Annotated in this window: 12 protein-coding genes and 2 tRNA genes; 3 read left to right on the top strand and 11 right to left on the bottom strand. The window is 58.3% G+C overall.

The genetic code is table 11. The annotated features are described in order from the left end of the window. Positions 1 to 87 precede the first annotated feature (87 nt). From HMPREF6485_RS11980 to serC, 4 genes are all read right to left on the bottom strand, one after another. Entirely contained in the window at positions 88 to 717 is a 630-nt protein-coding gene (locus HMPREF6485_RS11980) for an IMPACT family protein (RefSeq protein ID WP_004346812.1), read from the bottom strand. A 132-nt stretch (positions 718 to 849) separates the two neighbouring features. Then, positions 850 to 2,094, bottom strand: coding sequence for a DUF1015 domain-containing protein (locus HMPREF6485_RS11975; protein WP_004343438.1), 1,245 nt, complete (start codon positions 2,092 to 2,094; stop codon positions 850 to 852). Between the two features lie 21 nt (positions 2,095 to 2,115). Then, positions 2,116 to 3,033 carry an NAD(P)-dependent oxidoreductase gene (locus HMPREF6485_RS11970; protein WP_004346811.1) on the bottom strand — a complete coding sequence of 306 codons (918 nt, stop codon included), beginning with the start codon at positions 3,031 to 3,033 and terminating at the stop codon, positions 2,116 to 2,118. Positions 3,034 to 3,102: 69 nt separating this feature from the next. Beyond that, positions 3,103 to 4,170: a 3-phosphoserine/phosphohydroxythreonine transaminase gene (gene serC, locus HMPREF6485_RS11965; RefSeq protein WP_004346810.1), complete on the bottom strand. Its 1,068-nt coding sequence runs from the start codon at positions 4,168 to 4,170 to the stop codon at positions 3,103 to 3,105. A 37-nt stretch (positions 4,171 to 4,207) separates the two neighbouring features. On the opposite strand from serC, the gene HMPREF6485_RS14040 reads away from it, so the two are divergent. Continuing rightward, a complete protein-coding gene (locus HMPREF6485_RS14040; RefSeq protein ID WP_155814414.1) occupies positions 4,208 to 4,780 on the top strand; it encodes a hypothetical protein in 573 nt (190 codons plus the stop codon). Positions 4,781 to 4,884: 104 nt separating this feature from the next. Here HMPREF6485_RS14040 and HMPREF6485_RS11955 read toward each other — a convergent pair whose 3' ends face one another. The 7 genes from HMPREF6485_RS11955 to ftsY form a co-directional block, all read right to left on the bottom strand. Further along, positions 4,885 to 6,201: a DEAD/DEAH box helicase gene (locus HMPREF6485_RS11955; protein WP_004343442.1), complete on the bottom strand. Its 1,317-nt coding sequence runs from the start codon at positions 6,199 to 6,201 to the stop codon at positions 4,885 to 4,887. A gap of 23 nt (positions 6,202 to 6,224) precedes the next feature. Continuing rightward, complete coding sequence (locus tag HMPREF6485_RS11950; protein ID WP_004346807.1) at positions 6,225 to 7,433, bottom strand: tetratricopeptide repeat protein; 1,209 nt, start codon at positions 7,431 to 7,433, stop codon at positions 6,225 to 6,227. A gap of 83 nt (positions 7,434 to 7,516) precedes the next feature. Beyond that, positions 7,517 to 8,314, bottom strand: coding sequence for a tetratricopeptide repeat protein (locus tag HMPREF6485_RS11945; RefSeq protein ID WP_004343445.1), 798 nt, complete (start codon positions 8,312 to 8,314; stop codon positions 7,517 to 7,519). 7 nt (positions 8,315 to 8,321) lie between these two features. After that, positions 8,322 to 9,803: an HU family DNA-binding protein gene (locus tag HMPREF6485_RS11940; protein WP_004346806.1), complete on the bottom strand. Its 1,482-nt coding sequence runs from the start codon at positions 9,801 to 9,803 to the stop codon at positions 8,322 to 8,324. Then, positions 9,781 to 10,074, bottom strand: coding sequence for an HU family DNA-binding protein (locus HMPREF6485_RS11935; RefSeq protein ID WP_004343448.1), 294 nt, complete (start codon positions 10,072 to 10,074; stop codon positions 9,781 to 9,783). Before HMPREF6485_RS11935 ends, HMPREF6485_RS11940 begins: the two co-directional genes overlap by 23 nt. Beyond that, positions 10,067 to 11,371 (bottom strand): 30S ribosomal protein S12 methylthiotransferase RimO, encoded by a 1,305-nt coding sequence (rimO, locus tag HMPREF6485_RS11930; protein WP_004346804.1) that lies wholly within the window; start codon positions 11,369 to 11,371, stop codon positions 10,067 to 10,069. The genes HMPREF6485_RS11935 and rimO overlap by 8 nt, the downstream gene beginning before the upstream one ends. A gap of 31 nt (positions 11,372 to 11,402) precedes the next feature. After that, entirely contained in the window at positions 11,403 to 12,359 is a 957-nt protein-coding gene (gene ftsY, locus HMPREF6485_RS11925; RefSeq protein ID WP_004343451.1) for a signal recognition particle-docking protein FtsY, read from the bottom strand. A 267-nt stretch (positions 12,360 to 12,626) separates the two neighbouring features. Here ftsY and HMPREF6485_RS11915 point away from each other — a divergent pair. Together HMPREF6485_RS11915 and HMPREF6485_RS11910 are read left to right on the top strand one after the other, a co-directional pair. Then, positions 12,627 to 12,700, top strand: a tRNA-Arg gene (locus tag HMPREF6485_RS11915). Between the two features lie 30 nt (positions 12,701 to 12,730). After that, a tRNA-Arg gene (locus HMPREF6485_RS11910) sits at positions 12,731 to 12,804 on the top strand. Positions 12,805 to 13,356: the final 552 nt, after the last annotated feature.

The raw sequence follows: 13,356 nt of genomic DNA, 5'->3' as shown, positions 1-13,356 counted from the left end.
TCCTTGTCAAGACTCCCTAACTTGGCGACTTAGATACAGGGGAAAGAAATGCCTCCCCCCCCCAACTTAGGAAGCTTTAAACAGCTTTTATCCCGCGAGGCCCTCCCCTCCTTCGGAGGGGCCGGGGGAGGCCTTCCCGCCCACACCCAGTCTACTCCTCAACTCCTCCGCCATGCTGCGGCGGATGGCAAGACGGATGGTGCAGTCGTTGTCGAACTGCTGACTGACAATGCGGGGAGAGAGGTCTTTCACCACGCGCATCACATCATTCATCATGAGATAGGGGAAACAGAAGTCGATGATTTCCTCCACTTGCCGTGTCTCCACCTCCGCAGCATCGAGAGCGGCTGCGGCTGCCGTGCGATAGGCTACAATGAGCCCGCCGGTGCCGAGGTTCACACCGCCATAGTAGCGCACCACGACCACGAGCACATCTGTGAGTCCGCGCGAGTTGATCTGCCCCAAGATGGGCTTCCCCGCCGTGGACGAAGGCTCCCCGTCGTCAACGGCACGGAAGTCGGTGCGCCCGGGCCCCAACATGTAGGCATAACACACATGGCGGGCATCGTAGTAGCGGCGGCGGTAGTCGGCGACAATGGCCTTCACCTCGTCGGCATCGTAGACATGATGCGCGAAAGCGAGGAACTTACTCCGCTTCTCGGAGTAGAATCCCTCGCCGACGATATTTTCTTTGATAGTTGTATATTCGTCGAGCATAGATGATAGGAGACCCCCAATACCCCCCTAAAGGGGGGCTTTGCCATCCACCTGTTCGCAGGAATGAAGCCCCCCTTTAGGGGGGTGTGGGGGGTCCGTGGTCTGTGGGGAGTCCGTGGGGTGTGGGTCTTTCTACAACTTATGTATCACCAGCCCGGAGCGCAGCTTCGGTTCAAACCACGTGGCCTTGGGCGGCATGATTTTACCGGAATCGGCGATGTCCATAATCTGCTGCATCGACACGGGATAGAGTGCCAACGCCATGCGCATCTCGCCCGAGTCGACACGGCGCTTGAGCTCACCCAAGCCGCGCAGGCCGCCCACGAAGTCGATGCGCTTGTCGGAACGCAAGTCTTTGATGCCCAGCAAGTCGTCAAGGATGAGCCGGCTGGAGATGTCTACATCGAGCACCCCGATGGGGTCGGCATCGTTGAAAGTGCCCTCCTTGGCCTTGAGACTGTACCAACGGCCGTCGAGATAGAGCGAGAACTCATGCAGCCGTTGCGGTTTGTAGCACTCGGTGCCCTTGTCCTCCACGACAAAATTCTTCGCCAATGCCGCCAGAAACTCCTCCGACGACATGCCGTTGAGGTCTTTCACCACCCGGTTGTAATCGAGGATGGTGAGCTGTGAAGCCTGAAAGCACACCGCCATGAAGTAGTTATACTCCTCGTCGCCCCTATGGTCGGGATTCTGCCGTGCCTTCTCCGCCCCCACCAGTGCTGCCGCCGCCGAACGATGGTGGCCGTCGGCAATGTAGAGCGCGGGCATCTTGGCAAACTCCTCTGTGACGGTGGCGATGTCGGCATCGTCGGCAATCACCCAGAAACGGTGGCGGAACCCGTCGACGGGAGCGATGAAATCATACTCGGGCGCAGTGGCCGCATAGCGCATAATGAGACTGTTGAGCACCTCATTGTCGGGATAGGCAAAGAACACCGGTTCGATGTTGGCATTGTTGACACGCACATGCTTCATGCGGTCTTCCTCCTTGTCGCGGCGCGTGAGTTCGTGCTTCTTGATGACGCCCGAGAGATAGTCGTCCACCCGTGCGCCCACCACGAGCCCGTATTGCGTCTTGCCCTCCATGGTCTGGGCATAGATGTAATACTGCTCCTTGTCGTCTTGCACAAGCCATCCACGCTCCTGAAACTTCCTGAAGTTGTCGGCCGCACTCTCATAGACGCGCGGATCATACTCCGACGTGCCCTCCGGGAAATTGATTTCGGGCTTGATGATGTGGTAGAGACTCTTTTCGTTGTCGCCGGCTTCGAGGCGAGCCTCAGCCGAGTCGAGCACATCGTAGGGGCGGCTCTCCACCGCCTCCACGAGATGCTTGGGGGGACGAATCCCCCTGAATGGTTTGATGGTAGCCATAGCTTGAGGTTGTAGCGGTGGTTACTTGTTGACTTGGAATTTCGTGCAGCCGTCCTTGAAGAAGGCATTGATCTGCCGGGCGGCGGCTATGCCGGCATTGGTGTTGGCCTCTGCCGTCTGTGCCCCCATCTTCTTGGGCGTGCTGAAGTAGCGTCCCTCAAACTTGGCAAACTCGGCATCGGCATCGGGCTTGATGTCGGTGATGAACTTCAGGTCGGTGCGCTCGCCCATGAGCTTGATGAGTCCCGGTTCGTCGATCACCTCCTTGCGGGCCGTGTTGATGAGTATGCCGCCCTTCTTGAGCTGCCCCACGGTGTCGTAACCGATGCTGCCACGCGTCTCGGGAGTGGCAGGGATGTGGAGCGACACCACGTCGCAGGTGCGGAAAAGTTCGTCGCCGCTCTTCACGGCATGCACCCCGGCCTGCTCTATCACGCCGGCAGGGCAAAAGGCATCGTAGGCATAGACCTCCATGCCGAAGCCCTTGCCCACCCGTGCCACGTTGCGGCCCACATTGCCGAAAGCGAGGATGCCGAGCTTCTTGCCCATGAGCTCCGTACCGGCCTTCCCGTTGTAGAAATTGCGCACGGCATAGACCAGCAGTCCGAACACCAGTTCGGCCACAGCGTTGGAGTTTTGGCCCGGCGTATTCTCGGCCACCACGTGGTGGGCCGTCGCCGCTTCAAGGTCGATATTGTCGTAACCGGCCCCGGCGCGCACCACGATTTGGAGTTTCTTGGCCGCGTCGAGCACCTCGGCATCCACCTTGTCGGACCGGATGATGAGTGCCTCCACATCTTTCACCGCTTCAAGCAGTTGGGCCTTCTCGGTGTATTTCTCCAGCAGGAGCAATTCGTGACCGGCGTTTTCCACTTCTTTTCTGATACCCTCGACGGCGGCAGCCGCAAACGGTTTTTCTGTTGCTACTAAAACTTTCATTGTCAGTCGGATTTTATGTAACGAATAAAGGGCGAACCGAAATTCGCCCTATAGTATCTGCATGTACGATTAGTGTTCGGCCTCGAAGTCTTTCATGGCCTGCACGAGGGCGTTCACGCCTTCGAGCGTCTGGGCATTGTAGCAGCTGGCACGGAAGCCCCCCACGGAGCGGTGGCCCTTGATGCCCACCATGCCACGCCCGGTGGCAAAGTCGAGGAACGGCTTTTCGAGCTCGGCATACTCCTCGTTCATCACGAAGCAGAGGTTCATCAGCGAGCGGTCTTCCACGGCTGCCGTGCCCTTGAAGAGCTTGTTGCGGTCTATCTCGCCATAGACGATCTCGGCCCGTTCGCGGGCGCGGCGATCCATCTCGGCCACACCGCCCTGCGCCTTCACCCAGCGCATCGTTTCCAGCAGCGAGTAGATGGGCACCACGGGAGGCGTGTTGAACATGCTGCCCTTCTCCACATGCGTGCGGTAGTCGATCATGGTGGGCAGCGGGCGCGGAGCCTTGCCCAACTCACTGTCTTTCACGATGATGACGGTCACGCCGGCCATGGCCATGTTCTTCTGCGCGCCGGCATAGATGGCCGTGTATTTCGACACATCCACGGGGCGGCTCATGATGTCCGAACTCATGTCGGCAATCAGGGGCACGGGACTGTCAGGGTCTTTGCGAATCTCCGTGCCGTAGATGGTGTTGTTGGTGGTGAAGTGGAAATAATCGGCATCGGCCGGAATCTGATAGTCTTTCGGGATGAAGGAGTAGTTGGCATCGGCCGACGAAGCCACCTCCACGGTCTCGCCGAAAAGCTTGGCCTCCTTGAGTGCTTTCTTGGCCCAGGTGCCCGTGTTGAGATAGGCGGCCTTCTTGATCAAGAAGTTTGCAGGAATCTGCATGAACTGAAGGGAAGCGCCGCCACCGAGGAAGATCACCGAATAGCCCTCCGGGATGTCGAGCAATTCCTTGATGAGCGTAACGGCCTCGTCAACAACCGGCTGGAAGTCTTTTGCACGATGGCTGATCTCCATGAGGGAAAGACCGGAGCCGTTGAAATCCAAAATCTGCTTTGCTGTGTTCTCAATCACTTCGCGTGGAAGCATCGACGGACCTGCATTAAAATTGTACTTCTTCATCTGAATGATTATTTAAGTTTTATTGGTTATAATCGTATTGCATGAATACGATGCGAATTTACACTTTTATTTTTATACCACCAAACGTTTTAGCAACAATTTAGCCAACGCCACCGTTTTATATCATATTGTAAACGCACACAGTCGCAAAGCTCTCTTGCGGGCACTTGACGGGGCTGTCGATATTGCATGGGGGAAAATCGGGGGCACCCGCGGGCAAATTTCAGTGAAACACTCCGCTGCAAGACACCGGAAGATGGCGAACAACCTTTACAAAATCATGTCTGCAAAAAGTCGGCAAATAGAATGGAAAAACGGTCTTGAAGCACGGGGGAAGCCCCTCGGTTTTCTCCTTCGGGCTCTCTGCGCTTGCAAAAGGGCCACAGTTGGAAACCGAAAGGGCCACAGTCGCAGCACGACTGTGGCCCTTTTGCAAGCCCGTTTGGACCTTTTTCAGACCGGTTTTCGGGCCCGAAAACGTGTCAATAAAAATCAAACCGCTGATTGTCAGCGTTTTAAAACCATCACCAAAATCACCCGTTTGCGCCCGGGCGGACTGCCGGTGGTGAATATCGCAGGCAGAGAGGCCGAAAACGGGCAAATGGTTTGACATGATGGCACGGCTGGAAATGCCTTTTGCCTTCCGCCACAGCCGATGCCGCCCGTGGCCCGCTCACGCTCCCGAGACGCCCGCCTCACTGAAAGTCTCCGGGACTATCTCACGGCTTCCACCACCGTCTTGACACCCTTGATTTTCTCGCCCTGCACGCGGTCGAGCAGTTCCTGCAACCGGGGATAGGCCACGGCGGCGTAGGCATAGCGGTCTTTCACGTCGATGCGCCCTATCTCCCCGTTCTCCAGCCCGCCTTTCTTGCAGAGGAAACCGAGGATGTCGCCCTTGCTGATTTTGTCTTTCTTGCCCTTGCCGATGTAGACGGTGGCCATGCGCGGACGGGCAGGCACGGCTCCGGCAGCCGGTTGCGGGGAGTGGTCGGCTGTCGCCGTGTGCAGGTAGTCGGGCAGGTGCTCTTCCGGCCCCAGCACAAAGAAGGAGCGGCCCTCGGCCTGCCAGCGGGCCGTGCGGCCCACGCGGTGGATATAGGCTTCCTCGGTCTCGGGCAGATGGTAGTGGATGATGTTGTCCACATCGGGAATGTCGAGGCCGCGGGAGGCGAGGTCGGTGCTCACAAGGATGTTGGCCGACCCGTTGGAGAACTTATAGAGGGCGTGCTCGCGCATCTTCTGGTCGAGCCCGCCGTGGAAGATGCTCGTGGCAAATCCCAGACGGCGCAGATAGTCGCCGGTGCGCTCCACGGCATCGCGGTGGTTGAGAAACACGATGCTGCTGTGGTCGCCCTGTTCGAGGAGCAGCGAAGAGAGGGTGGCGAGCTTGTCTTTCTCGGGACTGTGTACGCTGAAGATGGAGATGCGGTCGGGTATCTGCTCGTCGTCGGACAGATAGTCGACGCGCGTGGAGCGGCCAAGATTCACGAAGTGGGGAATGCTGTCGGCATCGGTGGCCGAGAGCAGCACGCGCCGGGCGTCGGCCGGCAACTTGCCCATGAGGGCCGCCATCTCGTCGTGGAAGCCCATTTCGAGACACTTGTCGAACTCGTCGATCACGACAAACCGCACCTGCGAGGCCTCGATGTTGCCTTTGTCGAGATGGTCGTTGAGCCGGCCGGGGGTCCCGAAGACCACCTGCGGGCGCACCTGCCGCATCGTGCGGTGCTCGTCCATCGCCGGACGGCCGCCATAGCAGGCCATGGCACGCAGTCCGCTGCCCATGCCGGCGAGCACCGTGGCACTCTGCAAAGCCAGTTCGCGGCCCGGCAGCACCACCACGGCCTGCACGGCATCGAGCGTGGTGTCGAGCAGTTCCACCACCGGCAGGAGGTAGGCCAGCGTCTTGCCCGAGCCGGTGGGCGAAAGCACCACCACGTCTTTGTTTGAGTGGAGGATGGCATGGGCCGTGTCGTTCTGCATGTCGTTGAGCGTGATGCCCAGTTTGTCTATTATCTTGTCTGTCATATCGGTTGTTGTTTTCGGTTATCTTATTTCTTGTTGCGCAGCAACTTGTCTATCTCGTCAAACTCCTCCCCCATGTTCAGGTTCAGATAGATGGTGTAGAGGGGCAGCGCCCACTTCTCGCGCTCGTTGGGGGCCAGCTCGCGGAAACGCCTCAGATAGGGCAGCGCGGCCTTGTAGTCGGCCATGATGCGGCTGCGGTATTTGCGGTGGCGCTGCACGTTCTTGTCCAGCTCCACGGCCCGGTTGAAGTAGGCCAGTCCGGCATTGAGCCAGGCATCGGCCATCAGACTGTCTTTCGCCAACAGGGCGTCGCAGATGGCGATGCACTCGTCATAGTGGCCGGCATTGAGCAGCAGGGTGCTCTTGGCATAACGGAAGGTCGGGTTGAGCGAGTCGGCCTGCAGCGCGCGGTCGGTCACACGCATGGCCGAGTCGGGGCGGTTGACCTTCAAGTAGTAGTCAATGAGTCGGGAGAAGAAAAACGGGAAGGTGGCATATTTGCCGAAGCCCTCGCGCAACGTGCTGACATAACGGGCCGTGTCGCCCTCCTGCCGATAGGTGTCGGCCAGATACTGGAGCATGAAGCGGTTGTGGGCCGTGTCTTTCAAAGCCCAGTAGGTGTGATGGAGGGTGGCCTTCGGGTCGCCGTTCATGTAGCCGCAGTAGGCGGCATAATAGGCGGCTTGGGGCAGCACCGAGTCGGTCTCGGAGTAATTGTATTCGCGGAAGAGCGGCTGCTTGGCGCAGCCGATATAGGCATTGAAGAACGCGTAGGCATCGGCGAAACGCCTGCGGTGGATGAAATAGGTGCCGCCGTTGTAGAGGTTGGGGCGTATCCGGTTGAGGTAGTCGGCGTGTTTCCTGCGGTATTTCGTCCGCACGCGCCCCCGCCGGTCGGGCGCCGCTTCCACGGAGTCGAGGCTTTCAGCCGTTTCAAACATCGCCTTGGTGATGTTGAAGAGGGCGGCCGTGTCGTAGGGCTGCTTGAGATAGAGCTTTTCGTTGCCCTGCTCGTAGAGTCCCGTGAGGGCATCGTAGAGTGTGAGCCAAATCTTCTCGTTGGTTCGGTTGGCCGGGTCTTTGAGCAGGTTGGCCATGCTCTGCCGGGCCTTGTCGAGATTCTTGCCGGCCTTGATCTGGTCTTGGGCAGCATAAATCTCTCTCTTCTGGGCCTGCGCTGCCATGAATGTCCACGCCAGCAACAGGGATATGATCAGTCGGAATTGTTTCACCTTATTATATATATAAGCGTTAAAGGAGTTATCGGAAGGAGGATTGGGCGCACTCGCGGAAAAGGTGGGAGCCCGTCTGCGGCCTACCGCTGTTCGAGCAGGGCTTTCACCTCGCGGGCTTTGTCGTTCTCTCTCAGCACGTAGTAAATCTGATAGAGGGCTTTGCGCCAGTCGACCACGGCCCACCGGGGATCCAGACTCCTCACCCGTTCGAGTGCTTTTTTGGCCTGCATGAACTCCTCGGAGACGAGTTTCTTCTCTTGGGCAGACAGCCGTTTCTTGCCGGTGAGGAAGCTGTCTTTCAGTTCCACGCCCTTCGAACAGTGGCAGATGCCGATGTTATAGATGGCTTCGACGAAAGAGGAGTCGATGGCCACGGCCTGACGGAAATGGCCGATGGCCTCATCCCACTTGCCGCTGCGCATGAAGGTTTCGCCCTTGAGCACCCATCCGAGGCGGTTGGTGGAGTCTTTGCGTATCTCGTCGGTGGCAAACTGGCGCATCTCCTGCTCGTGTCCCGGGAGGGTGAAAAACTCTATGAGCTGCTTGAGGAAGAGCTTGTTGCGCGGTGCCATGTCGTGGAGTTGGAGCAGGGCGACGAGGTATTGGGCCGAATCGGCCTTGCTCTTCATCAGTTCTTTCATGCAACTGATTTTGATTTCGGCTGCCTGCCGGGCTGTGAGCGTGTCGTGAAGGGCCTTGTCGGCGTAAAAGTTGGCCAAATTGTACTGCCTGTTCTCAAAGGCTTTGCGGCTCGCCAACAAGGCTTCGTAGCCGTTGTGCGGCACCGTGGGGAACGAGCGTTCTTGTTGTTGCGCCCGAACCATGCAGGGCAAGAGTACGGATAAGGCCAGCAATGCGGCCAACAGGGTCTTCGTCATGGGCCTTTCATTTTCGTTTCAACTCGAGCTTGGGTATCTTCACCCGCTGCCCTTCTTTCACTTCCGAGGTGCCGTTGAGTGCCTCCACATAGCATTCCATGCCCGGTCCGAGATAGGCGCGGCTTATCTTGGCCATCGTCTGGCCGCGCTTGGCGGTCACGGTCTGTGCCGTACCCACAATGCGATAGGCACCCGTGCGCACTCTCGGGTCGGCATCATAGCGGCCGGAGGCTGATTGTGGACGGGGGGCGGGCTGCTGCACTTTAGCCTTCGGGGCCGGGGCCGCTTGCTGCCGATTGGCTTCCCGGGTGTGGCGGCGGGTTTCCTCGCCGGCCGGGGCCGTGGCTGCAACAATGGCCGCCTGCCGGGCCAGCCGCGCACTGTCGGCTTTTGCCTTCATGGCGGCGGCGGAATCGACGGGGGCGGCGGAGGGGGAAGCCGCAGAGGCTGGGGCCGCAGGAGCCTGCCGCCGGGCAGAGGGAGCCTGCGGATGAGAAAGCTCGGAGAGCCGCTGGTGCAGATGGTCGCGCTCGGCGGCGAGCTTGCCGTAGGAGTAGGCCAGCCAGCAGGCTCCGCCCACGAGGGCAAACAGCAGCAGGCTGAACAGATAGACCACGGGGCGCGACACGCTGATGCGGCGGCTGTCGGGCGCAGGGGCAGCCGGAGTTGGGCGAGACGGGGGCTCGGAGGAGGGAGGTGGAGGGGCCGAAACAGCGTTTCGGCTTACCCGACTGTCGGAGAAACCGGCAGCTGCCGAGGACACCGAAGGAGCGGAAGGGGCAGACGGGGGCTCGGAAGAGACCAAGGGAGAAACGGGAGGGACAGAGGGGGAAGCGGAGGATAAGGGCCGGGGCTCTTGCTCCACGGGGGGCTCTGCCGCCACAGCCGGCTGTGCTTCAACAACCGGGGCAGGCCCTTCTTCAATAATCGGAGCCGGCTCTTCTTCCGTAACCGGGGAAAGAGCCTCCTCTACTATCGGGGCCGGGGCTTCTTCCACGACCTGAATTGGGGCTTCTTCTACACTGGCCTTCGTGGGCTCCTCTGCCTTTTGCGCTTGGTCTTCCATCGGGCCGGCCTGCTCGGGAGTATCGGAAGAAGGGGGAGCGTCGTCTCCGATGCTCTCATATTTCCTGTCGACGGCCTCGAAATCGACACCGTCGTTGACCATCACCGTTTCAAACTGGGCAAACGGACGGTTGACAAAATCGCGCAGAGCGTTGTCGGGCGTGAAGTTGATTTTGTTGCGTCCCTCGATGACAATGCGCTCGCCGGTGTTCACATCCACACTCTCACGGTCTTTCACACTGCCCATCTTGAATGTACCGAAGCTCTTGATCTTGACCAGTTTCTCCTGTTCGAGACCATCGCCCACCACGGCAAACATGAGCCGCACAAAGTTTTCGGCATTGGCCTGCGACATGTTGTGCTTCGACGAAAGCATCCGCGCCAGTTCCGTAATCCCTATCCTATTCATCTTCTTCCCCTCCATTCTTCAGTTTTTCCTTCACCGAGGCCACCGGACGGAAGCTCAACACCAGTTTCGGGGGGACGAGCATACGCTGCTTGGTGGATGGATTGACGAGGATGCGCTCCAGCCTCTTCTTCACTTCGAAAGACCCGAAGCCGGCGATCGACACCGTTTCCGACTCGCCGAGGCGGTCGGTCATTTCGGCCACCACATCATGTACCAGCTTGCGGGTCACCTCCTGAGTGTAACCGCTGCGGCGGGCCAGTTCGTTGATATATTCCTTGTTATTCATCGGCCAACTCTCCATAAAGGTCGAACTCTTCCGAGTCGACGATTTTCACGTTATAGAAACATCCCGTGCGCAAGCGTTTCCGACCGGCCGGGATGAGCACCTCGGGGTCTACCTCCGGCGAACAGAACTCTGTGCGCCCCACATAGTAGTTGCCCTCCTTGCGGTCGATGATGACGGGCATCACCTGTCCCACCTTCCCGGCCTCTATCTCTGCGCTGATCTCCTGCTGCACGGCCATGAGTTCGTCGAGCCGCCGTTGCTTCACGTCGGCCGGCACATCGTCTTCATAGTGCTCGGCACTGTAGGTGCCTTCCTCCTCCGAATAGGCGAAAGCCCCCATGCGCTCGAACCGCGCCTCCCGCACGAAGTCGACCAGCTGGCGGAAGTCGTCTTCCGTCTCGCCGGGGAAACCCACCAGCAGCGTGGTGCGGATGTGTATGCCGGGCACAGCCTCGCGCATCTTCCTGATCAGCTCCACGGTCTCCTGCTTGGTCACGTGGCGGTGCATGCGGCTCAGTATATGGTCGCTGATGTGCTGGAGGGCGATGTCGAGATAGCGGCACACGTTGGGCCGCTCGCGCATCACGTCGAGCAAATCCATGGGAAACTGGTTGGGATAGGCATAGTGCAGGCGAATCCACTTCACGCCGGGGATGTCGGCCATGCGGCTGATGAGTTCGGCGATGTGATGATGGCCGTCGAGGTCGATGCCGTAGTAGGTGAGTTCCTGCGCGATGACTTGAAACTCCTTCACACCACCGGCCACAAGTTCGCGCACCTCGTCGAGAATCTCATCCATCGGACGGCTCACGTGGCGGCCTGTCATGAGCGGTATGGCACAATAGGCGCAGTGGCGGTCGCACCCCTCGGCTATCTTGAGATAGGCGTAGTGGCGCGGCGTGGTGAGATGCCGGCGGCCGTTGCAAGACGGGAGTTCGGCCTTGCCGAGGTCGGCGAGCAACTGCTTGTAGTTGAACTTGCCGTAAAACTTGTCCACCTCGGGAATCTCCGCCTCCAGTTCGTCCTTGTAGCGTTGCGAGAGGCAGCCCATCACGTAGAGTTTGTTGAGCCGCCCTTCGGTCTTGGCCTGCACAAACTCCAGTATGGTGTTGATGCTCTCCTGCTTGGCCGTCTCGATGAAACCGCAGGTGTTGATCACCGCTATCTCTCCTTGGGGATGGGCGGCGTCGTGCACACAGCGGTAGCCGTTGGCCTCAAACTGCTTCATGAGCACCTCGCTGTCCACAAGGTTTTTCGAGCAGCCCATCGTGATAATATCTATCTGGTTTTTCTTCATCACTTATCACCTATCATCTGACACCTACCACCTAATCTTCCTTAAACAGCGAGTCCACAAACTCCCGTTTGTCGAAGAGCTGCAAGTCTTCCATCCCTTCTCCCAGTCCTATATACTTCACGGGCACCTTGAGTTGGTCGCTGATGCCTATCACCACCCCGCCCTTGGCCGTGCCGTCGAGTTTGGTGATGGCCAGCGAAGTGATGTTGGTCACGGCCGAGAACTGCTTGGCCTGCTCAAAGGCATTCTGCCCCGTGCTGCCGTCGAGCACGAGCATCACCTCGTCGGGAGCCTCGGGGAGCACTTTCTTCATCACCTCTTTTATTTTCTTGAGCTCGTTCATCAGCCCCACCTTGTTGTGCAACCGGCCGGCGGTGTCGATGAGCACCACGTCGGCCCCGTTGGCCTTGGCACTCTGCAACGTGTCGAAAGCCACCGAAGCCGGGTCGGCCCCCATCTGCTGTTTCACCACCGTCACGCCCACGCGCTCGCCCCAGATGCTGATTTGCTCCACTGCGGCGGCGCGGAAAGTGTCGGCCGCACCGAGAAACACCTTCTTTCCGGCTTTCTTAAACTGGTAGGCCAACTTGCCTATGGTGGTGGTCTTGCCCACCCCGTTCACGCCCACCACGAGTATCACGTAGGGGCGGTGGTCGGCGGGCAAATCCCAGTTGCCATTGTCATCGGAATTGTTTTCAGACAAGAGGGCGGCGATTTCATCGCGCAGAATGCCGTTGAGTTCGCCCGTCGACACGTATTTGTCGCGTGCCACGCGCTCCTCGATGCGGCTGATGACTTTCAGCGTGGTGTCTACGCCCACATCCGACGTGACGAGCACCTCCTCCAAGTCGTCGAGCACATCATCGTCTACCTTTGATTTTCCGGCCACCGCACGCGCCAATTTCCCGAACACACTCTCCTTCGTCTTTTCGAGTCCTTTGTCGAGCGTCTCCTTCTTGTTCTTATTGAATAATCCGAATAATCCCATATTACCTTAAACTATTTTGGGGCAAAGTTAACAAAAAAAAAGCACAAACCGGCTATTACGCCTAAAAAATAGCGCAAGTCAGCCACCCGTCAGCCCTCGGTCCGGCTGCCACCCGGCAAACCGAAACGCCGTGCCTGCCCTCCCCTCTGCCCCCTTCCCTCCTCTCTCAACAGCAACAGTGCTTCCCACTTTTTTCTGAAAAAACAGCGAATATATTTGGCTGTTTTGGAAAAAAGCACTACCTTTGCACTCGCAAATGAGACTTGAGGCTCCGTAGCTCAACTGAATAGAGCATCTGACTACGGATCAGAAGGTTATAGGTTTGAATCCTATCGGAGTCACAACTCGTTCTTGCAAGGCCTCGTGCCCATGGCTTCGTAGCTCAACTGAATAGAGCATCTGACTACGGATCAGAAGGTTCCGGGTTTGAATCCCAGCGAAGTCACAACAAACAGGCTTACACCACTACCCGAGAATTGCTCGCAATTCTCGGGTTTTTTATTGCCGGGGTGGGTCTGTAAATTGTCAAACTATTTATTCGTTTTCGGCCTCTCTGCTTGCGATATTTGCAACGGGGGCGGCCCGCCCGGGGTAAACGCGCGATTTTGGCGGCGTTTAAAAAACACTGACTATCAGCCGTTTGAATTTAGTTGACACATCTTGGAGGCCGGAAACGGGCCTGAAAGGGCCCAAACGGGCGTGCAAAAGAGCTGCGGGGACATCGCAACGGGGGCCCTTTCAGCCGCCAACTGTGGCTCTTTCGCAAGCGCGGAGAGCCTGAACGGGAAAAACGGGAGGCTTCGTCCGGGATTCAAGGGCTACTTTCCGTTCTGGTTGGAGTATTTTTGCGGAGGTGTTTTTGTCGGAATTATTCGCCACCGTCCGGCATCTTGCGGAGGTGGCAGAGAGCGGCAGGCATAAACCCAAATCGGTCATTAGAGACAGTTTCCTCCTTTTTCTAATGACCGCCATTAGAAAATTACAATCATATTTATCT

Source organism: Segatella buccae ATCC 33574 (genome assembly GCF_000184945.1).
Lineage (GTDB): Bacteria > Bacteroidota > Bacteroidia > Bacteroidales > Bacteroidaceae > Prevotella > Prevotella buccae.
The sequence above is the reverse complement of the archived record's forward strand: the minus strand, read 5'-3'. Positions and strand labels throughout refer to the sequence as shown.